The sequence below is a fragment of the Micromonospora sp. A3M-1-15 genome, from assembly GCF_024213425.1.
In the GTDB taxonomy this organism is placed as follows: Bacteria; Actinomycetota; Actinomycetes; order Mycobacteriales; family Micromonosporaceae; genus Micromonospora; species Micromonospora chersina.
On record NZ_JANAVK010000004.1, the window covers coordinates 572,278 to 597,246 of the forward strand.

A 24,969-nucleotide genomic window follows, 5' to 3' on the forward strand; every position below is an offset into this window, starting at 1 on the left:
CGAGGGCCGACGTCGTCCCCACCATGTTCCAACCTGAGTGACGACAGGAGGCCCGGTGGCCTTTCCGTACCCTCACAGCCCCCAGCCGGCCCCGCGGACGACGGGGCTCTACGACCCCGCGCACGAGCACGACGCCTGCGGTGTGGCCTTCGTGGCCGACCTGCACGGGCGCCGCTCCCACGAGGTCGTCGCGAACGGCCTCGGGGCGCTCTGCCGGCTGGACCACCGGGGCGCCCGGGGCGCGGAGCACAACACCGGTGACGGCGCGGGCATCATGATCCAGGTGCCGGACGCGTTCCTGCGTGCGGTCGTCGACTTCCCGCTGCCGCCCGTGGGCCAGTACGCCACCGGCCTGGTCTTCCTGCCCGACGACGACGCGGCCGAGGCCCGGGCCCGCCAGGTGGTGGAGAAGTACGCCCTGGTCGAGGGGGCCGACATCCTCGGCTGGCGCGAGGTGCCCACCGACCCGTCCGGCCTCGGCGAGACCGCCCTCGCGGCGATGCCCCGGGTCCGGCAGCTCTTCCTGGCCGCGCACCGGCTCACCGGCGCGCCCGCCGGGCCGGCCGGCTCCCCGCTGACCGGGCTCGACCTGGACCGGGTGGCGTTCTGCCTGCGCAAGCAGGTCGAGCGGGAGACCGCCGAGCGGGGCGTGCCGGCCTACTTCCCGTCGCTGAGCGGCCGGACCATGGTCTGGAAGGGCATGCTCACCCCGGACCAGCTCCCGGCGTTCTACCCGGAGCTGACCGACGAGCGGGTGGTCAGTGCCATCGCGCTGGTGCACTCCCGGTTCTCCACCAACACGTTCCCGTCCTGGCCGCTGGCCCACCCGTACCGGTTCATCGCGCACAACGGCGAGATCAACACGATCCGCGGCAACCGGAACTGGATGCAGGCGCGGGAGGCGCTGCTGCGCAGCCCCAACCTGCCCGGCAACATCCGGCGGGTCTTCCCGGTCTGCACCCCGGCGGCCTCCGACTCGGCCAACTTCGACGAGGTCCTCGAACTGCTGCACCTGGCCGGGCGGAGCCTGCCGCACGCGGTGCTCATGATGATCCCCGAGGCGTGGGAGAACGACCCGGAGATGCGCGCCGACAAGCGCGACTTCTACCGGTTCCACGCCAGCCTCATGGAGCCGTGGGACGGCCCCGCCTCGGTCGCCTTCACCGACGGCGAGATCGTCGGCGCGGTGCTGGACCGCAACGGGCTGCGCCCGGGCCGCTGGTGGCACACCGCCGACGGCCTGGTGGTGCTGGGCAGCGAGGCGGGCGTGCTCGACCTCGACCCGGCCACCGTGGTCGCCAAGGGCCGGCTCCAGCCCGGCCGGATGTTCCTGGTCGACACGGTCAACGGCCGGATCGTCTCCGACGACGAGATCAAGACCGAGCTGGCCGCCGCCCGCCCGTACGGGGAGTGGCTGCACGCCGGCCTCATCGGGCTGGACGAGCTGCCGCCGCGCGAGCACATCGTCTACACCCACGACTCGGTACGCCGCCGGCAGCAGACCTTCGGCTACACCGAGGAGGAGCTGAAGATCCTGCTCGCCCCGATGGCCCGAGGCGGCGCGGAGCCGATCGGCTCGATGGGCACGGACACCCCGATCGCCCCGCTGTCGACCCGGCCGCGGCTGCTCTACGACTACTTCCACCAGCTCTTCGCGCAGGTCACCAACCCGCCGCTGGACGCCATCCGGGAGGAGCTGGTGACCAGCCTGGCGTCCACCATCGGGCCGGAGGGCAACCTGCTCGACCCGGGCCCGGCGAGCTGCCGGCAGATCGTGCTGCCCTACCCGGTGATCGACAACGACGAGCTGGCCAAGATCCTCTCGATCGACGAGGACGGCGACCTGCCCGGCTTCAAGGCGGTCCGGGTCTCCGGGCTCTACCGCGTCCGCGACGGCGGCGCCGGCATCAAGGCGCGGCTCACCGAGATCTGCCGGCACGTCTCCGAGGCGATCGAGGACGGCGTCCGCATCCTGGTGCTCTCCGACCGGGACTCCAACGCCGACCTGGCCCCGATCCCGTCGCTGCTGCTCACCGCCGCCGTGCACCAGCACCTGGTCCGGGAGCAGACCCGTACGCAGGTGGCGCTCATCGTCGAGTCCGGCGACTGCCGCGAGGTGCACCACGCGGCCGTGCTGATCGGCTACGGCGCGGCGGCGGTCAACCCGTACCTGGCCTTCGAGTCGGTCGAGGACATGGTCTCCACGGGCGCGCTTGTCGGCGTGGACCCCGGCAAGGCGATCCGCAACTACGTCAAGGCGCTCGGCAAGGGCGTCCTGAAGATCATGTCGAAGATGGGCATCTCGACGGTCTCGTCGTACTGCGGCGCGCAGGTCTTCGAGGCGGTCGGCCTGGACACCCGCCTGGTCCAGCGCTACTTCCGGGGCACCCCGAGCACGATCAGCGGCATCGGGCTGGCCGAGATCCACGCCGAGGTGGCCGCCCGGCACGCCCTGGCCTGGCCGGCCCCGGGCGGGCGGGCCACCGACCGGCTGGAGGTCGGCGGCGAGTACCAGTGGCGCCGCGAGGGCGAGCTGCACCTGTTCAACCCGGAGACGGTCTTCCTGCTCCAGCACGCCACCCGCAGCCGCCAGTACGACGTCTTCCGGCAGTACACCGCGAAGGTCGACGAGCTGGCCGCGCGGGGCGGCTCGCTGCGCGGGCTGTTCACCCTGCGTACCGGGGTGCGCCCGCCGGTGCCGCTGGACGAGGTCGAGCCGGCGATTGAGATCGTCAAGCGGTTCGCCACGGGCGCCATGTCGTACGGGTCGATCTCGGCGGAGGCGCACGAGACCCTGGCCATCGCCATGAACCGCCTCGGCGGCAAGTCGAACACCGGCGAGGGCGGCGAGGACGTCGACCGGCTGCGCGACCCGCGGCGCCGCTCGGCGGTCAAGCAGATCGCCAGCGGCCGGTTCGGCGTGACCAGCGAATACCTGGTCAACGCCGACGACCTCCAGATCAAGATGGCCCAGGGCGCGAAGCCCGGCGAGGGCGGCCAGCTGCCCGGCAACAAGGTGTGGCCGTGGATCGCCCGGACCCGGCACGCCACCCCGGGCGTCGGCCTGATCTCCCCGCCGCCGCACCACGACATCTACTCGATCGAGGACCTGGCCCAGCTCGTCCACGACCTGAAGTGCGTCAACCCGGCCGCCCGGGTGCACGTCAAGCTGGTCAGCGAGGTCGGGGTGGGCACCGTGGCCGCCGGCGTGGCCAAGCTCAAGGCCGACGTCATCCTGATCTCCGGCCACGACGGCGGCACCGGCGCGTCCCCGCTCAACTCGCTCAAGCACGCCGGCACCCCCTGGGAGCTGGGCCTGGCCGAGGCGCAGCAGACGCTGCTGCTCAACAAGCTCCGCGACCGGGTCACCGTGCAGGTCGACGGCCAGCTCAAGACCGGCCGGGACGTGCTGGTCGCGGCGCTGCTGGGCGCCGAGGAGTTCGGCTTCGCCACGGCGCCGCTGATCGTCGAGGGCTGCGTGATGATGCGGGTCTGCCACCTGGACACCTGCCCGGTCGGCATCGCCACGCAGAACCCGGTGCTGCGCGAGCGCTTCACCGGCAAGCCGGAGTTCGTGGAGAACTTCTTCCTCTTCCTGGCCGAGGAGGTCCGCGGCTACCTGGCCGAGCTGGGCTTCCGCAGCGTCGAGGAGGCGATCGGGCACACCGAGCTGCTCGACGTCACCCCCGCCATCGACCACTGGAAGGGCCACGGGCTCGACGTCAGCCGGGTGCTGGCCCTGCCCGAGCTGCCCGAGGGCGCCGCCCGGCGCGGGATCCGGGCCCAGGACCACGGCCTGGAGCTGGCGCTGGACAACCAGCTCATCGCCCTGGCCGAGCCGGCGCTGCGCGACGGCACCCCGGTCCGGGTCGAGGTGGCGGTCCGCAACGAGCACCGCAGCGTGGGCGCGATGCTCGGCGGCGAGGTGACCCGCCGCTTCGGCGGCGCCGGGCTGCCCGACGACACCGTCGAGTTCCTGCTGCACGGCACCGCCGGCCAGTCGTTCGGCGCGTTCCTGCCGCGCGGCGTCACGCTGCGCCTGCACGGCGACGCCAACGACTACGTCGGCAAGGGCCTCTCCGGCGGGCGGCTGGTCGTCCGCCCGGACGCCGCCGCGCCGTTCGTCGGCGCGGACGCCGACCCGGGCCGGCGCGCGGAGGACCAGATCATTGCCGGCAACACGATCCTGTACGGCGCCACCGGCGGCGAGGTCTTCCTGCGCGGCCGGGTCGGCGAGCGGTTCGCGGTGCGCAACTCCGGCGCGGTGGCCGTCGTCGAGGGCGTCGGCGACCACGGCTGCGAGTACATGACCGGCGGCACGGTGGTGGTGCTCGGGCCGACCGGGCGCAACTTCGCGGCCGGCATGTCCGGCGGCACGGCGTTCGTGCACCGGCTGGACCGGCGGCTCGTCAACGCCGAGCTGGTCGACCTGTCGCCGTTGCGCGAGGAGGAGCGGGAGCGCCTGCACGAGCTGGTCCAGCGGCACTTCGCCGAGACCGACTCGGCGGTCGCCGAGGAGCTGCTCAAGCGCTGGCCGGAGGCGGTGGAGGAGTTCACCGCCGTGGTGCCCCGGGACTACCGCCGGGTGCTGGAGATCATGCGGGCCGCCGAAGCCGCCGGCCGTGACGTCGACGACGCGGTGATGAGCGCGCTTGCGCCATCCGCCGCACCGGTGGCTCCCGCCCCGCGGGCGGTCGCCCAGGAGGTGGCTCGTGCCTGACCCGAACGGTTTCCTGCGCTACGACCGGCGGCTGCCCGCCCGCCGCCCGGTCCCGGTGCGGATCATGGACTGGCGGGAGGTCTACCCGCCGGCCGGCGAGGAGCTGATCCGCGAGCAGGCCACCCGCTGTATGGACTGCGGCATCCCGTTCTGCCACGACGGCTGCCCGCTCGGCAACCGGATCCCGGACTGGAACGACCTGGTCCGCACCGGCGGCTGGGACTCGGCGGTGGAGTCGCTGCACGCCACCAACAACTTCCCCGAGTTCACGGGCCGGCTCTGCCCGGCGCCCTGCGAGGCGGCCTGCGTGCTCGGGCTGGGCGGCCAGCAGCCGGTCACCATCAAGCAGGTCGAGGTGGAGATCGCCGACGCCGCGGTGGCCCGGGGCGGGCTCCGCCCGCAGCCCGCGCCGGCCCCGACCGGGCGGTCCGTCGCCGTGGTCGGCTCCGGCCCCGCCGGTCTCGCCGCCGCACAGCAGCTCGCCCGGGCCGGCCACGCCGTCACCGTGTACGAGCGGGACGACGCGCTCGGCGGCCTGCTCCGCTACGGCATCCCCGACTTCAAGCTGGAGAAGCGGCACATCGACCGGCGGCTGGCGCAGCTCGCCGCCGAGGGGGTGCGCTTCCGCACCGGGGTGAACGTCGGCGTCGACGTCACCGCCGAGCAGTTGCGCGCCGAGCACGACGCGGTGCTGCTCGCCTGCGGCGCGCTGCAGGGCCGGGACACCCCGGAGACGCCGGGGCGGGCGCTGCGCGGCGTACACCAGGCCATGGCGCACCTGGTGGCCGCCAACAAGGTGGTGGCCGCGGCGGGTGAGGGCAGGCCGGCCCTGGCCACGCTTCCCGACGGCACGCCGATCGACGCGGCCGGCAAGCACGTGGTGATCATCGGCGGTGGCGACACGGCCGCCGACTGCCTCGGTGTGGCCCACCGGCAGGGCGCGGCCGGCGTGCACCAGCTCGACCTCTACCCGGAGCCGCCGGCCGACCGGGACGCCGCCCGCGACCCGTGGCCCACCTGGCCGTGGGTGCTGCGCAGCTACCCGGCGCACGAGGAGGGCGGCGCGCGGGTCTTCGCCGTGGCGGTGCAGGAGTTCGTCGACGACGGCACCGGCCAGGTCCGGGCGGTCCGGATCGCCGAGGTGACCGTCGAGAAGGTCGACGGCCGCCGGATCGTCACGGCCCTGCCCGGCTCGGAGCGGGACATCCCGGCCGACCTGGTGCTGCTCGCCATCGGCTTCGAGGGCACCGAGGAACAGCCGATGCTGGCCCAGTTCGGGGTGACCCGCAACGGCCGGGGCGCAATCGACGCCCGCCCCGACTGGCAGGCCGGCGCCGACGGCGTGTTCGTGGCCGGGGACATGCACCGGGGCGCCTCGCTGATCGTCTGGGCGATCGCGGAGGGCCGGGCCGCCGCCGCGGCCATCCACGCGTACCTGGGCGGGGTCGGGACGCTGCCCGCGCCTGTCGATCCGGCCCGGCAGCCGCTCGCCGCCCGCTGACCCGCGCGTCACGACACCCCGGTCCCCGGCGGACCGGGGTGTCGTGGCGTCCGGTTCGTGCCCGGCGCGGCCCGGGCGCCCGACCGTGCTGGTGAACCCTCTCACCAACTGTCGTCGGGAGGTTTGACCGCCGCCAGACTTGTGCGCTGGCCGGACCCGCGGGGTCCGGCTTCGTCGTGTCACCGTCTGGACGGGGAAACACTCATGGCCCTCGGCGCCACGTTCGCCGCGCTGCGCCACCGCAACTACCGGATCTGGGCCGCGGCCGGATTCGTGTCGGTCATCGGGACCTGGATGCAGGTCCTCGGCGTCAACTGGTTCGTGCTGGCCGAGACCGGATCGGCCACCTCGATGGGGTTCACCGTCCTGCTCCAGGCCCTGCCCACGCTGGTGCTGAGCGTCTGGGGTGGCGCGCTGGCCGACCGCGTGCCCGCCAAGCCGCTGCTGATCGGCGCCCAGGCCGCCCACGCGCTTCTCGCCGCCGGGCTGGCCGTGGTCGCCGTCACGGGCGCCGGCGGCCTCCCGGCCATCTACGCGATCTCGCTGGCCACCGGGGCCGTGTCGGCGATCGAGGGGCCGGTGATGGGCCGCTGGGCCTCCACGCTCGTCGACCGGGAGAGCCTCGGCAACGCCCTCGCGCTCGGCTCGCTCACCAACTCCGCCGGGCGGATCCTCGGCATGAGCCTCGGCGCCGTCGTGGTCGCCGCCGTCGGCCCCGCGCTGCTCTTCGCCGCGAACGCCGCCAGCTTCGTGGCGGTCGTCGTGGCGCTGTTCGCGGTACGCGAGGGGGAGCGGCACGGTGGTGCGGCCGCGACGGCCGACGCGGCCCCGGCCGACGGCGGCATCCGGGCCGGCTTCCGCTACCTGCTGGGCCAGCCCGTGGTGCTGGTGGCCCTGGCCCTCTCCTTCGTGCTGGGCAGTCTGGGCCGCAACTACCAGGTCACCATGGCCGCGATGAGCGACGGGCCGCTGCACGGCGGCGCCTCCGGCTACGGGCTCCTCTCCACCGTCTTCGCGGTCGGCACGGTGCTCGGCGCCCTGTTCGCGGCCCGCCGCGCGGAACTCGGCTACGCGGTGCTGGTCGGGGCCGGCCTGCTGGCCAGCGGGCTGCAGATCGTCGCCGGGCTGGCCCCGGGCACGCTGAGCTTCGCCGCGGTGATCCTGCCGGTGGCGGCCGCGGCGGTGGTCATCGACACCACGGTCGGCGCCCGGGCCCAGCTCGACACCGACTACGCGATGCGCGGGCGGGTGCTGGCCGCCCTGGCGGTCACCGGCTCGGTGTCGGCGGCCGTGGGCGCGCCGCTGCTCGGCTGGCTCGCCGAGCACGTCGGCCCCCGGCAGACCCTGGTGCTGGCCGGCACGGTCACCGCCGTCGCCACCGCGGCGGCCGGCGTGGCCCTGGACCGGCTCCGCGAGCGCAGGCTGGCGCACCGGCTCACCCGGGTGCTGGCGGTGCCCGCCGCCCGCCCGGTCCGCCGGGTCGCCGCCACCGCCGCCCGGGTCGTCCGCCCGGCCGGCGCGGGTCTGGTTGCCGCGACCGCCGGCGCCGCCCGGGTCGTCCGCCCGGCCGGCGCCGGGCTCGCCGCCGCGACGCTGCCCCGGCCGGCCGTGCCGGCGGGCGCGTCACCGGTGGCGCTCCCGGGCGCGCGTCGCGGCGCGGGCCGGGTCCGGTCGAGCCGGGCCGCCCGCGCGGCCCAGGACTGCGCGGGCTGCGCGCCCCACCGGGGCCGTCACCGCTCCCGGTGGACCGGGCTGCGGTCGCCGTTCGCGCACCGCGACGGCTGCCCCGCCGCCTGACCCGGCCTGCGGTGCCCGGCGGGGTGAGCGAGGTCATGCCGCCGCCGGGCCGCGCGGGGCCCGACGGCGCGAAGATCGTCACTACGCTGCGGGCATGGACGTCGAGGTACGCCTCCGGCGCATCCGCCGGTGGCTCTGGATCGTGGTGGTGGGTCTGTTCATCAGCGGGGTGACCGCGTTCCCGCTGGAGCCTGAGGTGCGCTGGCTGCTCCGGGCGCTCGACCCGCTCGCCGGGCAGTTCCCGGCGCTCGTGGAGTGGATCGAGCGGGTCCACACCGGCCTGGTCGAGACCGGCGAGCGCTATCCGTTCATGCTCTACGGCACCGACTGGCTCGCCTTCGCGCACCTGGTGCTCGCGGTGGCGTTCTGGGGGCCGCTGCGCGACCCGGTGCGCAACGTCTGGGTGGTGCAGGTCGGCATGATCGCCTGCGCCGGGATCGTGCCGCTGGCGCTGATCTGCGGGCCGGTGCGGGACATCCCCTGGTTCTGGACGCTTGTCGACCTGTCCTTCGCGGTGGGCGCGTTCCCGCCGCTGTGGCTCGCGTACCGGCACATCCGGGCGATCGAGGCGGCGGCACCGGCCCCGGCCGCCCCGGTGGCTGCCTGACCGGCCGGGGCCCGCTCCCCGGGTGGTGGAGCGGGCCCCGGCCGGCGCCGGTCAGCGGTCCAGCAGCTGGTGGGCGGCGCGGATCGCGGCCCACGACTTCGGTTGGGCCGGGGCCACCGCGACCCGTGCGGCGGCGGCCGGCTCCGGGCGCCCAGCGGTGAACAGCCAGGTGGTGAAGACCGCGTCGAGGTCCCGGCCGGAGATCCGCTCGGCGAGCGCCTGGAACTGGGCGATGGTGCCGTTGCCGTAGCGGTGCTCGGCGGTCCACGCCGGCAGGATCCGGAAGAACGCCTCGTCGCCGACGGCCAGCCGGATCTGGTGCAGCGCCATGGCGCCCCGGTCGTAGACGGCGTCGGCGAAGATGTCGCCGGCGCCCGGGTCACCGGGAAGGACCTGCCAGAAGTCCGAGTCGGCCGGGTAGGAGGCGTAGGTGAAGTCGAACAGCTCCTGGGCGGTGCCCTCGCCCTGCTCCTCCGACCAGAGCCACTCGGCGTACGAGGCGAAGCCCTCGTTCAGCCAGATGTGGCGCCAGTCGGCCACCGAGACCGAGTCGCCGAACCACTGGTGGGCGTTCTCGTGCACCACGACGTACGTGTTCGAGCCGCGCCGCCAGAAGCCGGGGCCGTAGACCGGACGGCCCTGCGTCTCCAGGGCGAAGCCGAAGCCGTCGATCGGGCCGGCCACGCCGCCCTGCGCCTCGAACGGGTACGGCCCGAACACGCCGCTCTCCCAGTCGACCACCTCGGCGGTGCGCTCGATGCTGGCCCGGGCGGCCGGCTCGCGCTCGCCCAGCGTGGTGCTGTACGCGTTCACCACCGGCTGCCCGTTCGGCGCGGTGTCGGTGACGATGTCGTACTGCCCGATGGCCAGGAACGCCTGGTAGGTGGCGCCCGGCTTGACGCTGCGCCAGCTCCACCGGGTGCGGTTGCCGGCCTCGGGCAGCGGGGCGCGGGGTTGCACCCCGTTGCTGACCACCTCGACGCCGGTCGGCACCGAGACGGAGATGTCCCAGGTGGCCTTGTCGGTCGGGTGGTCGTTGCTCGGGTACCACCACCAGGCCGACTCGGGCTCGTTGACGGCGAGCGCGCCGTCGGCGACCCGGGTCCAGCCCGTGTAGCCCTGGACCAGGGTCTCCGACGGGACGCCGGCGTATTTCACCACGACGGTGAGCTGCTGTCCCTTGAGGATCGGCCGGGGCGCGGTGACCACCAGCTCGTGCGCGCCCTCCCGGGCGAAGCCGGCCGACCAGCCGTTGACCCGGACCGACTCGACGTCGAGGGCGAAGTCGAGGTTGAACCGGGACAGGTCCTGGGTGGCGGTGGCCAGGACCGTGGTGGTGCCGCTGAGCCGGTCGGTGGCCGGCTCGTAGCGCAGCCGGATGTCGTAGTGGCCGACGTCGTAGCCGCCGTTGCCGTAGTCGGGGAAGTAGCTGTCGCCGAGCCCGGGGCTGCCCGGGGTCGGGGTGGCCGCCGCGGGCTTCTTCGGCCGGCCCCAGCCCGGTAGGGCGGCCTGGCCGGGGGCACCGGTCACGACGGTGCCGGCGGTGGTGACGGTCAGGGCGGCGATGGCCGCCGTGAGAGCGCGTCGCACGGGGTGGACTCCCTCCATCGGGGGTGTACGCACCGCCAACCTAATCGACGGTTGTGAACGCGTCTGCCCCCGATCGTGAGCGAGCGCTATTCAATTTATGGCAATGTTTCGATAGGATTACCGACTAGTAACAAGCCCCACCCTCTGGCCACGCGCGCGGTCAACGGGCTCCACCACCCCTGTCCCGTGGAGGTCCTGTGATGTCCCGTCGCGCCCGCACCGCCCTGGCCGCCCTGCTCGCGGCCGTCCTCGGCGCCGTGCTCACCCCCGGCGTCGCCAAGGCGGCAACCGTCAACTACGTCGCCCTCGGCGACTCCTACTCCTCCGGCGTCGGGGCCGGCCCGTACGACCTCTCGACCTGCCTGCGCAGCCAGAAGTCGTACGCCCCGCTCTGGGCCGCCGCGCACGCGGTCACCAGCTTCAGGTTCCCGGCCTGCGGCGGCGCGGTCACCGCCGACGTCATCAACAGCCAGGTGAACTCGCTGAGCACCGGCACCACCCTGGTCACCGTCACCATCGGCGGCAACGACGCCGGCTTCGCCGACGTCATCACCAGTTGCCGGTTCGGCAGCACCTCGTCCTGCGAGAGCGCCGTCAACGACTCCCGGGCCTTCGCCACCGCCACCCTGCCCGGCCGGCTCGACAACACCTACGCCGCCATCCGGAACCGGGCGCCCAACGCCCGGCTGGTGGTGCTCGGCTACCCGCGGCTGTTCGAGACGAACTACTGCGGCCTGCTGGCCATGAGCACCTACAAGCGGACCATCCTCAACCAGGCCGCCGACCTGCTCGCCACGGTGATCGCGGACCGGGCGCGGGCGGCCGGGGCCACCTTCGTCGACGCCCGGCCGTTCTTCGCCGGCCACGGCGTCTGCGCCGCCGACCCGTGGATCAACGACGTGAGCGGGCTCGTCGAGGCGTACCACCCGGACGCCGACGGCTACCGCTACGGCTACCTGGCCGCGCTGACGGCCGCCATCGGCTGACCCGACGCGACGGCGGCCGGCGGTCCGCGATGGACCGCCGGCCGCCTGCCGCTGCCGTCCGCCGGTCAGCGCGCCGGCACCAGCTCGCCGGTCAGGTCCGGCTCGGTGCCGCGCACCGTCGGCTCGGTGTGCCGTCCCCGCGCCGCCCGGCGGCCGGAGGGCACGGCCAGGGCGGCCAGGGCGGCGGCGAGGGAGATGCCGGTGAGCAGCAGGAAGCCCATGGTGAACCCGGCCTCGCGGGGCAGCCCGCTCGCCTGCGGGTGGGCGGTGATCACGGTGCTGGCCACCGCGGCGCCGATCGCGCCGCCGATGGTGCGGATGTTGGCGTTCATGCCGGTCGCCACGCCGGTCTGCCGGGCCGGCACGTTGGCCACGATGAGGTTGGCCATCGAGGCGAAGGCCAGCCCGATGCCGAGGCCCACGAGGCCGCCGGCCACGCCGATCTCCCAGCGGGTGTCGTGCGCGACGGTCAGCATGGCGGCGGCGAGCACGTTGAACACGGCGCCCGTGGCCAGTTGCGCCTTGGCGCTGAACCGGGCCGCCAGCCGGCCGGCGACGAGACCGGCGACGAACATGCCGACAAGCATGGGCAGCATGAGCAGGCCGGCCTGGGTGATGCTCGCGCCGAAGCCGTACCCGGCGCTGGTCGGGATCTGCACGAACTGCGGCAGGAAGGCGTAGACGGCGAACATCGAGGCGCCGTAGAGCAGGGCGACCAGGTTTGTCGTCCAGACCGCCGGCAGGCGCATCATCCGCATGTCGATGAGCGGGTTCGCCGAGCGGGCCTCGGCCACCAGCCAGCCGGCCAGGAGCACGGCGGCGAGCACCAGCAGGCCGGTCACCCGGCCGGAGGTCCAGCCCCAGGCCGCGCCCTTGCTGACCGGCAGCAGCAGCGCCACGAGCCAGCCGGAGAGGAGCAGGGTGGCCGCCCAGTTGACGCGGCCGGGGGTGCGCACCGGCGACTCCGGCACGAACCGGTGCGCCGCGAGCGCGGTGAGGCCGACGACGACCATCGGGATCCAGAACAGCCAGCGGTAGCCCAGGGTGGCGACGATGGGGCCGGCCAGCACGACGCCGAGGCCGCCGCCGGCGGCGACGATCGCCGAAATGGCCGCGACGGCCGAACTGACCCGGGCGGCGGGGAACTCGTCGCGGATGATGCCGAACGAGAGCGGGAAGACGGCGCCGCCGATGCCCTGGACGACCCGGGCGGCGATGAGCATGCCGATGTTGGGCGCGACGGCGGCCAGCAGGCAGCCCAGCGCGAGCGCGGCGAGGGAGACGACCAGGGTCCGCTCCTTGCCGACCATGTCGCCGATCCGGCCGAGGACCGGCGTGAAGATCGACGCGGACAGCAGGTAGGCGGTCAGGACCCAGGTCACGGTGTTCTGCGAGGTGTGCAGGTCGTGCTGGATGGTGGGCAGCACCGGGGTGATCAGCGACTGGAGCATCGCGAAGAAGCCGGCGCCGGCCGCGAGGACGAGGAAGGTCAACCGGCGCGAGTCGCGCCGGACGGTGTCGATCACGGAAATGACTCCCGTTCGTGGGGCGAGGTGTTCCGGGCGGGCCGCTCGCGCGGATCGGCGACGGTGGCGGCCCAGGGGGTGTCTCAGCGGTTCGCGGGCATGGTGGGACCTCCCGGGTCCGATGTCTGGTTCGCCGACCGCGGTGGGTGGGATCGGCGGGGAAGGCCGGAGTAAGCTATCCGGAGGCAAGGCTCCGGTCAGTTCCGGAGGGGTGCCTCCACTAACGTAGCGGAGGGATGCCTCCGCTTGCAAGGGGAGAGGGGTGACGCCCGTCATGGCCAGCGCCGACCAGGTCGGGGAGGTCTTCGCCCGCCGCCCGAAGCGGGCGGATGCCCGGCGGAACTACGACGCGCTGATCGCCGCCGCCCGGGAGGTGTTCGGTGAGTTCGGCGCGGGCGCCTCGCTCGAGGAGATCGCCCGGCGGGCCGGGGTCGGCATCGGGACGCTCTACCGGAACTTCCCGAAGCGCAGCGACCTGTTCGAGGCGGTCTACGTCGAGGAGGTCCGCGCGCTCAGCGCCTCCGCCGCCGATCTGGCGGACGTGCCCCCGTGGGACGCGCTGGTCGCCTGGCTGCACCGGTTCGTCGACTACGTCGGCACCAAGCGGGCCCTCGCCGAGGAGCTGGTGCACGACTCGGAGGTGTTCCGCAGCTGCCGCACCGAGATCTACGCCGCGGGCGAACCGTTGCTGCACCGCGCCCAGGAGGCCGGTGCGGCCCGGCCGGACGCCAGCTTCGAAGACGTGGTGCGGCTTGTCAGCGGCATCATGGCCTACCAGTTCATGGAGCCGGCCCAGCGCCAGCGGGTGCTGACCATCGCCCTGGACGGCCTGCGCCACCCGGCGGCGTACCGCTGACGCTCCGGTCGGCCGCGCCGGCCCCGACCGGCTGAGCGTCGCCACCCGGCGGTCCACGCCGGACGGTCGGGCTCCCCGGCGTTGCGCCGGGTGTCGACAATGGTGCGACACCCGCCGTGACCCGGAGGTGACGATGCGCGAACCGGCGATCCGGTCCCGGCCCGCACGGGAGAAGCTTCCGGCGGGCGGCCTCGAACTGCTCCACCTCCTGGCCCGGCTGCTCCGGCGGCCCCGCCGCGGCGACCGGCGGCTGCCGCTGCTCTGGCTGGTCCGGCCGGCGGGCGACGGCGCGGCGGGCGCCCTGCTGCGCCGCTTCGTCGGCCAGGGCACCCGGCGCCGCGTCCCGCACGCCGTGCTGGACCTGACCGCCCGCCCGGCGGCCGGCGCCGCCCGCCCCGGGCCTGACGACGTCGCGGGGGTGCTGCGCGAGCTGCACCGGCAGCTCTCCGTGGAGGCGTTCGGGGCGGCCCGGCTGCGGTTCCGGCACTACCCGCTCGCCGATTGGCTGATGCACCAGAGCCTGGCTGTCGGGGTGGACGCCGCGGACAGCGGCCGGGCCGCGCTGGTCCGCCGGCTGCGCGACTGGCGGGGCCGGCGGGCCGGCGACGATCCCCAGGTGGGCGGCGGGTCCGCCGTGGGCACCGCGCTCCAGGTCCTGCTCTGGCTGCTGCGCCGGGCCGTGCCGAGCGTGGTCTTCCGGATCGCCGTCTCCGGCCGGGTGCCGGTGTTCGGGCGGCAGTACCGCTGGTTCATGCGCCAGCAGTACCTGGCGCCCCGGCAGTCGGTGACCTTCCTGGGCTTCGCCGAGCGGCTCACCGCCGGCTGGCGCGACGGCGAGCACCCGGTCCAGGTGGAGAAGCTGCTGCTGCACGCCTTCCTGGAGGACCTGCGGCAGGCGTACCGGCGGCGGTTCTGGCGGCCGGGGGACTGGCGGCGCACCGCGTACCCGGTGCTGCTGCTTGACGGGGTGGCCACCGACAACGTCGGGCACACAGTGGTCCGGCTGCTCGACGAGGTGCGCAACGAGACCGGCCGCAACGACCCGCTGCTGGTGGTGGCCGTCGCCGCCGGCCCGCCGCCGGAGCCGGCCGCGGCCCGCCCGGTGGCGCAGGCCGAGGAGGCGTACGAGGAGTGGGCCGAGGCGCTGCCGGAGATCCGGCGGCTGCGCCGCCCCGGCGCCTGGGTCGTGGTGCTGCGGATCGACGGCGACGACCTCGGCGCCCCGGCGGGCGTCGTCCCGCCGGCGCTTGTCGCCCCCGACCCGCCCTGGTGGTCGCGGCGGTTCCTGCCGGCCGCCGTGGCCCTCGTGCTGCTGGCCGGGGTGGGCGTGTGGGCCACCGGGCGGTGGGCGCCGGACTGCCGCCCCTGGCCGATCGACCGGGTGACCGTGCGGCTGGTCGGCGGCGAGTGCGTCGGCTACAGCGACACCGCCGGCCAGGTCTTCAACAGCGAGCCCGGCCAGGACCGGCTCCGCGCCGTGCAGCGGCGGATCTTCGCGCAGAACCGGGCCGCCGAGGAGGTGTGGCGGCGCAGCGACCACCGGCGGCCCTACCTGACCCTCGTCTACCTGGGCAGCCTCACCGGCAACCGGACCCGCGCGGACGAGGAGTCCTACGTCTCCGAGCGCGAGGAACTGGAGGGCATGGCGACCGCCCAGTACGCGCTGCTCAAGGAGTCGGCCGCGGCGGACGACGCGGCGCTGCTGCACATCGTGGTGGCCAACGCCGGCCGGCAGATGCGGCACGCCGGCGAGGCGGTCCGGCTCCTGGAGGGGCTGGCCCGCGACGACCCGACGGTGCTCGGCGTGGTCGGGCTCGTGGACAGCCGCACCAGCACCGCCTCGGCGCTGCGGGAACTCAACCGGGTCGGCCTGCCCGTGCTGGCGCCCACCCTGTCGGCCGACCGGATGGACGCCAACTCCAGCCTCTACCTGGCCATGTCGGCGCCCAACCGGGAGCAGGTGCGGATGGTCGAGGCGTACGCCCGGCAGGTGCTGCGGGTGGGTGAGGCGCACGTCTACTGGACCACCGGCGAGGGCAGTTCGCTGGCCGAGGACCTCTACGTCGCCACCCTGGTCGACGGGCTGCGCGAGCGGTTCGGCAGCCGGCTCACCCGGCTCGACGAGTGGCGCAGCGGGCGGCGGATGACCCAGGAGTGCGGCTACTCCGGGATGCTCTTCTTCGCCGGGCGCTGGTCGGAGTTCGACGGGTTCCTGCGGGCGCTCAAGGAGTGCGGCGCCGACCCGCCCCGCCACCTGGTCGCCGACGACTCGGTGAACCGCTACATGGCCAATCCCGGGCTGCGGGCCAGCGCACCGGGCAACCTGCCGGTGACGTACGTGTCGAAGGCCGCCCTGGCCACCTGCGCCGCGCTGCGGGCCGCGCAGGCCCGGCGGGACGACGCCCGGGGCAGCTTCCTCACCTGGATCGGCGCGGACGACCTGCTCGACCCGCCGCGCTGCCGCGACGGGGCCGGTCCGCCGGTCGGCGAGCGGGTCAGCCTCGCCTACGACGCCTCGATGATGATGGTGCGCGCGCTGGAGAGCCTCGCGGCCCGGCTCCGGCACGCCGACACCGGCCGGCGCTGGGACCCGCGCTCGGTCAACCCCGTCGGGGTGCACGCCGAGGTGCTGCGGCAGAACGCCGCCGGCGGCTACCCGGGGGTCGGCGGCCTGGTCCGGTACGCCCCGGACTCCGGCGAGCCGGTCGCCAAGCGGCTGGCGCTGCTCACCGTGGCCCGGGTGCCCGACGTGGCCGCCCCGCCGGTCGAGGTGTTCGCGTGTGGGGTGGCCGACGGCGGCCCGGACCCGGGCTGCCGCCCCCGCTGACGGCGGGACGGCCGGCGGCCCCCGTGGCGCCGCCGGCCGTCACCGTCGGGTCAGGACGCGTCGACGTCCGCGTTGCTCGGCCGGCCCCACGGGCCGGTGATCGCGAAGACGTAGCCCGGCGACTGGATGTTGGCGAACAGGATCTTCCCGTCCGCGCTGAACGTCGGGCCGGTGAACTCGCTGTCGTTGAGCTCGTTGCGGGCCAGCGGGTACGCCTTGCCCTGCGCCGTCACCCCGACCAGGTGCGACACGCCCTCGCCGTCCTCGGCCAGGATCACCCCGCCGTACGGGGAGACGGTGATGTTGTCCGGACCGTCGTAGTTGCCGTTGTCCGCCTCCGGGTCGCGGTTCACCCCGAAGATGGTCTTCAGCGTCACGGTCTCGGTGCGCGGGTCGTAGAACCAGACCTGGCCGTCGTGCTCGTTGACGCTGCCGTCGTCGTGCCGGGCGAAGCTGGCCACGAAGTACGCGCCCCCGTCGGCCCACCAGGCGCCCTCCAGCTTGCGGCTGCGGGTCACCTCGGCGTCGGTGAACTGCTTGCGCACCGAGACGGTCCGGGCGTCCCGGTCCGGCACGTCCACCCACTCCACCTTGTAGCGGGTGCCCGGGGTGGTGGCCTCGGAGAGGTCGGCCACGTGCTGGCTGCCCCGGAAGCAGGTCATCGCCTGGAGGCGGCCGGCGGTGTCGCCGTCGGGCCGCTGGGCGAGCGCCCGCAGCGCGCCCTTGCCGGCCCGGAAGCCGGCCGGCGGGGTCCAGCGGAAGTAGAGGCCGTTCGGGCCGCCCGCGTCCTCGGTCAGGTAGATGGCGTGGGTGTACGGGTCCACGGCCACCGCCTCGTGGGAGTAGCGGCCGAGGAACTTCAGCGCCACCGGGTTCTGGTTGGCGGCCCGGTCGTGCGGGTCCACCTCGAAGACGTACCCGTGGTCCTTCAGGTACTGCCCGCCGGCCTTCTGCTCGGTCTCCTCGCAGGTCAGCCAGGTGCCCCACGGGGTGATGCCGCCCGCGCAGTTGTTGTGCGTGCCGGCCACGCTCACGTACTCGCGCAGCCGCCGGCCCTGCCGGTCCACCTCGATGGTGGTGGTGCCGCCGCGGGCGCCGGCGTCGTAGGTCAGGCCGGCCAGCGCCGGCACCGGGAACGGCTCGCTGCCGCCGATCTCATGGTTGTTCACCAGCACCGACCCGTTCGGGCCGAGGAAGCAGCCGGTGCCGTCCGCGTCGCTCGGCGTGGCCTGCCCGGACTCCAGCAGGGTCACGCCCGCCTGGGCGACGATGGTGTACGAGAAGCCGGGCGGCAGGGCCAGCAGGCCGGCCGGGTCCGGGACGAGGTCGCCGTAGCCGACGGCGGGGCGGGTCGCGGCCCGGGCCGCCGCCGGGCCGGCGATGGCTTCCAGGTTGCCGGCCACCACGATGCCGAGGCCGGCGGCCGCGCCACCGTGCAGCAGGGCCCGTCGGGAGATGGGGGAGGAGGTCACGTCGTCGCCTTCCTGTTCACAGCGTTGCTCAGGGCAGAGGCAAGTCGGGCCGGGGGAACGGCGTCCGGCGGGAACGGCCACCGCGGGATGAACAGTGGGCCAACGTCGGGTGCGCGCCGCGTACTGTGCCCGGCCCGCGCGCGTCCGTTAGGGTTCCCCTCGATCGGGTACGGCGGCGTCGGAGGGCGGACGGTGGGCAGGCTCGCGACGGCGTACCGGCAGGCGGTCGCCCTGCACCGGGAGGCCCTGCGCCGCTGGGAGGCCGCCCGGCGCGCGCTGGCCGCCGCCGGCCCGGCGCCCGTCGGCAGCCCCGAGCTGGTCGCGCGGCTGGCCCGGCTCGGCGGCGAGCTGGCCGGCCCGGTGCCCGGCACCGCCCGCGCCGCCACCCACCCCGTTCCGGTACGCCTCGGCGAGGCGACCACCGTGGACGGCGGCTTCCCGGTGCTGGTGCCGCTGGGTGCGGGCGCCCACCTCGCGGTCGACACCGACGCCCGGGACACCCGGGTCGGCGAGCTGCTGCGGGCGCTCGTGGTGCGGCTGCTGGCCGCCGCGCCGGCCGGCACGGTCCGGGTGGCCGGCATCGACCCGGCCGCCTTCGGCGCCACCTTCCTGCCGCTGCGCCCGCTGCACGACGCCGGCGTGCTGGCCCCGGCGGCCACCACGGTCGCGGAGACGGCCGCCGTGCTGGACGCGGCGGAACGGCACGCCCGCGACGCCCAGGGGGCCGCGCCCGAGGACCGGGAGCTGCTGCTGGTGGTCGCCGCGTCCGCCCCGCCGCCGCGGGAGCTGGCCCGGCTCGCCGCGCTCACCCACGCCGGACCCGCCGCGGCGGTCTGCGTGCTGCTGGCCGGCCACCCGGCGGCCGGTCCGGGCGAGGCCCCGCCGCTGGGCGCCACCACCCAGCTCCGGCTCAACGAGCGGTACGCCCTGGTCGGCGACCCGCCCGGCCGCCCGTTCAGCGCCGACGGCAGCGGGCTGGCCGCCCCCGTGGTGCTCGACGGCGACCCGTCCCACGCCACCGTGACCGCGCTGGCCGGGCAGCTCGCCCGGGCCACCCGGCGGGCCACCGCGGTCACCTTCGCCGACCTGCTGCCGGCCCGGCGGTGGGCCGAGTCGTCCGGGGCCGGGCTGCGTACCGTGCTCGGCCGTGCCGTGCGAGGGGTCCGGCTCGGCGCGTCCGACGCCGCCGGCGGAGCCCCCGGCCGGGAGCCGGTCACCGTGGCCTTCGACGACGCCACCCCGCACTGGCTGGTCGGCGGACGCACCGGCGCCGGCAAGACCGTCTTCCTGCTCGACGTGCTCTACGGGCTGGCCGCCCGCTACTCGCCGGCCGAACTCCAGCTCCTCCTGCTCGACTTCAAGGAGGGGGTCAGCTTCACCGAGTTCGTGCCCACCGAGCGGGACCCGTCCTGGCTGCCGCACGCCCGCGCCGTCGGCATCGAGTCCGACCGCGAGTACGGCGTGGCCGTGCTGCGCGAGCTGCGCGCCGAACTGACCCGCCGGGCCGACCTGCTCAAGCGGCACGGCGTCAGCAAGCTGGCCGACCTGCCGCCGAACGCCCGGCCGCCCCGGATCGTCACGGTGGTCGACGAGTTCCACGTGCTGTTCGCCGGCAACGACCCGCTCGCCCGGCAGGCCGTCGACCTCATCGAGGAGCTGGCCCGCAAGGGCCGCTCGTACGGCCTGCACCTGGTGCTGGCCAGCCAGAGCACCACAGGCATCGAGGCACTCTACGGCCGGGCCGAGGCGATCTTCGGCCAGTTCCCGCTCCGGGTCGCGCTGCCCGGCGGGGGCGGGGTGCTGGATCCGCTCAACGACGCCGCGAAGGCGCTGACCGTGGGCACGGCCGTGGTCAACACCGCCGGCGGCACGGCCGGCGCGGACACCGAGGTCCGCTTCCCCGACGCGCACGCCGCCGCGGCCGACCTCGCCGCCCTGCGCCACGAGCTGTTCGCCGCCCGCCCCGCCGCCGCCCGCCCACCCGCGGTCTTCCGGGGGTACGAGACCCCGCGGCTGGGCGACGACCCCGCCTGGGCCGGCCTGGCCCGGGGCGCCGATCCGCCGCTCGCCCTCGTCGGCCGCACCGTCGACGTGGCCGGCAGCCCGGCCGGGTTCCGCCTCGACGACAGCCCGGGCCGGCACCTGGCCGTGGTCGGCACCGCCGCGAGCGGCGTGGACGTGCTCCGGTCGGCCGCCCTCAGCCTGGCCCGGCAGCACGCCCCCGGCACGGCCCGCTTCCTGTTCGTCCCGCTGGCGCCCGGGACCACGGAGACCGCCGACGACCTGGCCATGACCCTCGCGGCCGCAGGCCACCCGGTCCGCCGCCTCGACGCCGCAGCACTGCGCGCCCACCTCGCCGAGCTGGCCAATGTGTCCGCTCCGGCCCCCGCCCGCACCTACCTGGTGGTGTTCGGGATGGACGCCGCCGCCGGGGCGCTCACCGCGAGCGACCCGGACACGTTCCGCTCCGGACACGACGACCTGCGGGCGGTGCTGCGCCACGGTCCCGGGCACGGGGTGCACCTGCTCGGCTGGTGGCGCGGGCTGCGCCGGCTCACGGAGGACATCGGCGGCAGCCAGAACCGCGACGACGTGGCCTGCCTGGTGGCGCTGAACGTGCCGGCCGCCGACCTCGGGCTGCACCTGGGCGTGCACGACCTCGCCTACGCCCCGCGCGACGGCCGGGCCCTGCTGGTCGACCGGCACGAGCACCGCACCGCGCTGGTCGTGCCCTTCGTCGGCGACGGGGACGAGTCGTGACCGGATTCGACGAGTACGCGGCCCTGCTCCGGGAGCTGTCCACCCGGCAGCGGGGCGGGGAGCGGGCGGTCGCCGCCGAGGCGGAACGCCGGCGTGCCCTCCAGTCCACGGTGGACCAGCTCGGCCGGCGGCTCGCCGCCCAGGGGCAGCGCCTCGACCAGCTCGGCCAGGCCATCAACCTGCCGATGCGGTCGGTCCCGGCCGAGGCCCCGAGCGCCCCGGCGGTCCCGGTGGGCGCCCCGCCGGCAGCAGGATCGACCGCGCCCGCCCCGGGATCGGTCGCGCCCGCCCCGGGATCGACCGCGCCCGCCCCGAGATCGACCGCGCCCGCCCCTGGATCGAGCGCGGCCGCCGGCGGAACGGGCGCGCCGGTGCCGGCCGGCGCGGAGGCGCCCGGAACCGGGGGCGGGGTGACCGGCGGCGCAGCCGCCGCGCCGGGGCGGCCGGGGGTCGGGGCGTATCCCGAGGGGACCGTGCCGGGGCCCCGGGTGGGTGACCCGGCGGCGGAGCTGGCCACGGCCGGGCAGCTTGCCGACGAGGCCGACCGGCACGGGCAGCAGGCCGAGGCGCTGGCGCAGCGGCCCGTGCTGCTGCCCGCCTGGTCGGCGCCGGCCCGGGCGGTCGCCGTCTACACCGCCTGCGCGCTGGCCGGCTCCCTGCTCATGCTGGTGGCGCTGATCGGCTCGCCGCTGCCGGCCACCGGGCTGGACCTGGTGGCCGCCGTCTCCTGCGCCGGCGTGCCGCTGCTGTCCTTCCTGGCCGGACAGCTGGTGCTGGGGCGCTGGGGCCGTCCGGTGATCGGCGGCGAGACCCCGCCGGGGCGGTACGTGCCGCTCGGCTTCGTGATCTGCGCGCTGGTCGCGCCGTCGCTGTTCTGCGTCTACCTGGTGCTGTTCCGGCTGTTGGGCTGATCAGGGGGCGGCGCGGACGCTCGCGTGGCGGACCAGTTGGGCGAAGCGCACGTCCGGGCACGGGTAGTCCTCGCCGCAGCCGCACAGCCAGCGGGTCACCTTCCGGGGCGGATGCGCGAAGAGGATGTCGTCGGCGTCCTCCAGATCCCGCCGGGACACGAAGGTCCGGCCCGCCTGGCCGGTGGGTGGAACACCATGGGTGTCTCCCGGGCCGTGTGACACCCATGGCGTTCCACCGAGCGCCGGCGGATCTTCGGGGTTGTCCATGATGGTCTCCTTGCCGGGTCGGGAAGGGGCCAGGCGCGATGGGTGACTGCGGGCACGCCCGGCCGTCCAGGGGGACCGGCCGACCGGGCGCTCTGCGCGGTGGGAACGACCAACTCGGGTTTGCAGACCTGGGAGCCGGTCGATTCGAACTTTACACAACTAGTCACTTAAAGCAAGCGCGACATCACCTTACTTGTCATGAGAAGTGGCCCGTGATCGAATGACGGTGCAGACCTGGGAGTACAGATGCCCGTCAAACCCAAGTGGGAACAGCTCGCGGATAACATCCGAAGCCAGATCGAGTCCGGTGACCTTGCGCCCGGCGATCAGTTGCCGTCCACGGCGCAGCTCAAGGCACAGCACGGCGTGTCAGCGACGGTCGTGCGCCAGGCGATCCTGGTCCTGCAGACGCAGGGATGGGTGCAGGGCGTACACGGTCTCGGTGTGTTCGTGGCGGAGCGCTGATGCCGACCGGTCGGGCCCGGCGACGTGGGGAGGGCGCGTGAGCGCGGCGGACATCATCGCGAGGCTGGCGGCGGCCGCGCAGAAGCTGGACGAGGCGAAGGCCCGGACGGCCGCCGCGGCACAGGACGCCGCCGAGGCCCGGGCCCTCGTCGCCGGCGCGCTGGAGGGTGTGGCGGCCGGGCCGTTGCTCAACATGATCGACGCCTACCGGCAGGCGCTCAGCCAGGCCGCCCAGGGCGGCGAGCCGGCCCGCCAGCACGTGCAGGAGACGATCGCCAGGGTCCAGGCGCTGGGCAGCTGAGGTGGCGCGAGCCGGGTCACCGGGTCGGGCTGTCAGGGGTCGGTGAGGACGAGCCAGTCGTCGTCGCGCCGGCCGACGGTGACGTCCGGCGGCCAGACGTGCGTCACGGACGCTGACGCACGGGCCTGGTCGACAAGCGGCCGGCGGGCCAGCGTCGCCCCCTCGAAGCGGACCCGGCCGTGGAACACGGCCCGCCCGAAGTTGGCCGCCCCCTCGAAGCGGGCCCCCTCGAACCAGGCCTCCGCGCCGAACTCGGTCCAGCGGAACAGCGCCATGTCGGCGAACCGGGTGCGGCGGAAGCCCGCGTAGCCCTCGAAGGTGGTGTGCTCCATGGACAGCCCACCCAGGAACTCCGCCTCCCGGAAGGTGGCGCTGCCGGCGAAGCGGGCCCGGTCGAAGCTGCTCGGCTGCCGCAGTGTGGCGCCGTGGAAGGAGGCCTCCGCGAAGCTGGCCCCCCGGCAGGACAGCGCGCCGAGGTCGGCGCGGTCGAAGCTCACCCGGCCCGTGCAGCGGGCGTCGTCCAGCACGACCTCCGCGTCGCCGGTGAGGTCGTCGAACACCACGTCCGCGAACTCGGCGGCCAGCCGCAGCCGCCCGTGCGCGACCGCCCCGGCGAAGCTGGTGGTGCCGGTGCAGACCGCGCCGGTGAGGTCCAGGTCCACGAGGGTGCAGCCGGCGGCGTCGAAGTCGTCCAGCCGGGCCCCGGTCAGGTCCAGCGCGATGCCGGGCCACCAGCCGTCCCGGTCCGCGCGCAGGTGCCGGGTGAGCATCCGCTGCGCGGTGCGGCGCACCTCCGTCTCGCGCGGGTCGCCGGGGGCGGGCATCCGGAGGTACGCGCAGAGCACCGCCACGATGGTCGGCCGCTGCCCCGGGTTGTCCTGGCCGAGCCGTTCCAGGGCGTGCAGCCCGCCGAGGCGTACCGCGGGGTTGTCGCTGCCGACCAGTTCGATGGCCCGGACGTACAGCTCGGTGAGCCGCCGCTCGGCGGCGTCGTGCTCGGCGGCCGCGGCCTGCCGCTCCTGGTGCCGCTGACCGGCGTCGGCGACCGCCTCGGCGTGTTCCTGCACCCGGTCGCGGTGCGCCTGGTCGCGGGCGGCGACGGCCTCCTGGTGCCGCTGTCCCCGCTCGTTGATCCACTGTCGACGGGCGGCGAGCAGCAGCGCCAGCCCGCCGCCGGTGCCGGCGACCACGGTGAGACCGGTGCGGATGGCGTCGACGCGCAGCGTGGCGCGGGTGTCGGGTTGGGTGGCGCGGTCGGCCTCGGCGAGCAGCAGGTCCAGCACCAGCCAGCCGAGCAGGACGGCGACCAGCAGCCCGAGCAGCGCCAGCCACCAGGGCATCACCCGGAGCGGCTTCTCCGGCGGCGATGGGGCGGACACGGCGCCCAGCATGCCATCCCTCGACCACCGTGGCCGTTGTCCGATACGCCGATTTGTGCTCCCAGTGGAACAACTGGTTACCCGCGCGTAACTTTCCATTGACGTGTGTGAAATCGGACACGCATCATCGTTCCCACGATCGATCGGATCCCCCCACCCGTCCTCCCGGTTCGCCGGGGCCTCCCACCGGAGGTGCAGCCCATGCTGCTCCGAACGATCCTGGCCGCCACCGCCGCCGTCACCGCCCTGCTGGTCCCGGCCACCGCCGCCCACGCCGGGCCCACCACCACCGCAGCCACCACCAGCGCGGCCGAGGCCACCACGGCCGAAGCCGCCGCCGGGGCCAACCCGGTCATCGTGGTCGGCGGCCTGATCGGAATCTCCATCGCGTACGAGCCGATCGCCGCCCGGCTGCGCGCCGACGGCTACCGGGTCTCCATCTACCAGTTGCCGAACCTCGGCTTCGGCGACATCCGCGAGTCCGCCCGCGCCCTGTCGTCCTACGTGGACCAGGTCCGTGCCGCCACCGGCGCGGCCAAGGTGGACCTCGTCACCCACTCCGAGGGCGGCCTGGTCTCCCGCTGGTACGTGAAGTTCCTCGGCGGCGCCGACAAGGTCGACCGCTACGTGAGCCTGGGCAGTCCGCAGCAGGGCACCTACGTCGCCAACATCATCAACTTCCTGGGGCTGGGCAGCTGCGCGGGCATCGTGGCCTGCCAGCAGATGTCCATCGGCTCCGGCTTCCTGACCGATCTCAACGCCGGCGACGACACCCCGGGCGCGGTCCGCTGGACCACCGTCCGCACCTGGCAGGACGAGCTGGTCCGCCCGGTGGACAACGCCGCCCTCGCCGACGGCGCGACAAACGTCCTGGTGCAGGCGTGGTGCCCGCTGCGGATCGTCGGCCACCTGGGCCTGGTCCTCGACGGCACCACCTACAGCGTCGTGCGGCAGGTGCTCGCCGGCGCCGCGATCCGGCCCAACTGCTTCGCCGTCTGAACCCG

Annotated in this window: 17 protein-coding genes; 12 read left to right on the forward strand and 5 right to left on the reverse strand. The window is 75.0% G+C overall.

Annotation, left to right across the window (positions count from 1 at the left end; translation table 11 throughout):
* The first annotated feature begins 55 nt into the window (after positions 1–55).
* From gltB to NLX85_RS23175, 4 genes are all read left to right on the forward strand, one after another.
* On the forward strand, positions 56–4,720 hold the full coding sequence (gene gltB / locus NLX85_RS23160) for a glutamate synthase large subunit (protein ID WP_254338419.1): 4,665 nt from the start codon (positions 56–58) through the stop codon (positions 4,718–4,720).
* Positions 4,713–6,221 carry a glutamate synthase subunit beta gene (locus NLX85_RS23165; protein ID WP_254338421.1) on the forward strand — a complete coding sequence of 503 codons (1,509 nt, stop codon included), beginning with the start codon at positions 4,713–4,715 and terminating at the stop codon, positions 6,219–6,221. The genes gltB and NLX85_RS23165 overlap by 8 nt, the downstream gene beginning before the upstream one ends.
* Before the next feature lie 204 nt (positions 6,222–6,425).
* The gene (locus tag NLX85_RS23170; protein ID WP_254338423.1) at positions 6,426–8,018 is read left to right on the forward strand and encodes an MFS transporter; all 1,593 of its coding nucleotides are present in this window, start codon (positions 6,426–6,428) and stop codon (positions 8,016–8,018) included.
* A 94-nt stretch (positions 8,019–8,112) separates the two neighbouring features.
* The gene (locus NLX85_RS23175) at positions 8,113–8,625 is read left to right on the forward strand and encodes a hypothetical protein (protein WP_254338425.1); all 513 of its coding nucleotides are present in this window, start codon (positions 8,113–8,115) and stop codon (positions 8,623–8,625) included.
* A gap of 51 nt (positions 8,626–8,676) precedes the next feature.
* Here the strand turns inward: NLX85_RS23175 and NLX85_RS23180 are convergent, their stop codons facing one another.
* On the reverse strand, positions 8,677–10,215 hold the full coding sequence (locus NLX85_RS23180) for a M1 family metallopeptidase (protein WP_254338427.1): 1,539 nt from the start codon (positions 10,213–10,215) through the stop codon (positions 8,677–8,679).
* A 200-nt stretch (positions 10,216–10,415) separates the two neighbouring features.
* On the opposite strand from NLX85_RS23180, the gene NLX85_RS23185 reads away from it, so the two are divergent.
* Positions 10,416–11,201, forward strand: coding sequence for an SGNH/GDSL hydrolase family protein (locus NLX85_RS23185; protein ID WP_254338429.1), 786 nt, complete (start codon positions 10,416–10,418; stop codon positions 11,199–11,201).
* Between the two features lie 65 nt (positions 11,202–11,266).
* Here NLX85_RS23185 and NLX85_RS23190 read toward each other — a convergent pair whose 3' ends face one another.
* Positions 11,267–12,727: an MFS transporter gene (locus NLX85_RS23190; protein WP_254338431.1), complete on the reverse strand. Its 1,461-nt coding sequence runs from the start codon at positions 12,725–12,727 to the stop codon at positions 11,267–11,269.
* A 262-nt stretch (positions 12,728–12,989) separates the two neighbouring features.
* Between NLX85_RS23190 and NLX85_RS23195 the strand changes: the two genes are divergently transcribed.
* Entirely contained in the window at positions 12,990–13,583 is a 594-nt protein-coding gene (locus NLX85_RS23195; RefSeq protein WP_254338432.1) for a TetR/AcrR family transcriptional regulator, read from the forward strand.
* Between the two features lie 133 nt (positions 13,584–13,716).
* Positions 13,717–16,410: a hypothetical protein gene (locus tag NLX85_RS23200; RefSeq protein WP_254338434.1), complete on the forward strand. Its 2,694-nt coding sequence runs from the start codon at positions 13,717–13,719 to the stop codon at positions 16,408–16,410.
* Between the two features lie 50 nt (positions 16,411–16,460).
* Here NLX85_RS23200 and NLX85_RS23205 read toward each other — a convergent pair whose 3' ends face one another.
* Positions 16,461–17,882, reverse strand: coding sequence for an alkaline phosphatase PhoX (locus tag NLX85_RS23205; protein ID WP_254338436.1), 1,422 nt, complete (start codon positions 17,880–17,882; stop codon positions 16,461–16,463).
* A gap of 192 nt (positions 17,883–18,074) precedes the next feature.
* Here NLX85_RS23205 and NLX85_RS23210 point away from each other — a divergent pair, with 192 nt between their 5' ends.
* Together NLX85_RS23210 and NLX85_RS23215 are read left to right on the forward strand one after the other, a co-directional pair.
* On the forward strand, positions 18,075–20,642 hold the full coding sequence (locus tag NLX85_RS23210) for an FtsK/SpoIIIE domain-containing protein (protein WP_254338438.1): 2,568 nt from the start codon (positions 18,075–18,077) through the stop codon (positions 20,640–20,642).
* Positions 20,639–21,553, forward strand: a complete 915-nt coding sequence (locus NLX85_RS23215) for a hypothetical protein (protein ID WP_254338440.1) — start codon at positions 20,639–20,641, stop codon at positions 21,551–21,553. The genes NLX85_RS23210 and NLX85_RS23215 overlap by 4 nt, the downstream gene beginning before the upstream one ends.
* On the opposite strand, the gene NLX85_RS23220 is transcribed toward NLX85_RS23215, so the two are convergent.
* Entirely contained in the window at positions 21,554–21,820 is a 267-nt protein-coding gene (locus NLX85_RS23220; protein ID WP_254338442.1) for a hypothetical protein, read from the reverse strand. It abuts the gene before it with no gap.
* Positions 21,821–22,066: 246 nt separating this feature from the next.
* Between NLX85_RS23220 and NLX85_RS23225 the strand changes: the two genes are divergently transcribed.
* Together NLX85_RS23225 and NLX85_RS23230 are read left to right on the forward strand one after the other, a co-directional pair.
* Complete coding sequence (locus NLX85_RS23225; protein ID WP_254338444.1) at positions 22,067–22,285, forward strand: winged helix-turn-helix domain-containing protein; 219 nt, start codon at positions 22,067–22,069, stop codon at positions 22,283–22,285.
* 37 nt (positions 22,286–22,322) lie between these two features.
* Positions 22,323–22,586, forward strand: a complete 264-nt coding sequence (locus NLX85_RS23230) for a DUF6244 family protein (protein ID WP_254338446.1) — start codon at positions 22,323–22,325, stop codon at positions 22,584–22,586.
* A 32-nt stretch (positions 22,587–22,618) separates the two neighbouring features.
* Here NLX85_RS23230 and NLX85_RS33510 read toward each other — a convergent pair whose 3' ends face one another.
* A complete protein-coding gene (locus NLX85_RS33510; protein ID WP_254338448.1) occupies positions 22,619–23,965 on the reverse strand; it encodes a pentapeptide repeat-containing protein in 1,347 nt (448 codons plus the stop codon).
* Between the two features lie 201 nt (positions 23,966–24,166).
* Here NLX85_RS33510 and NLX85_RS23240 point away from each other — a divergent pair, with 201 nt between their 5' ends.
* On the forward strand, positions 24,167–24,964 hold the full coding sequence (locus tag NLX85_RS23240; RefSeq protein ID WP_254338449.1) for a triacylglycerol lipase: 798 nt from the start codon (positions 24,167–24,169) through the stop codon (positions 24,962–24,964).
* Positions 24,965–24,969 lie beyond the last annotated feature (5 nt).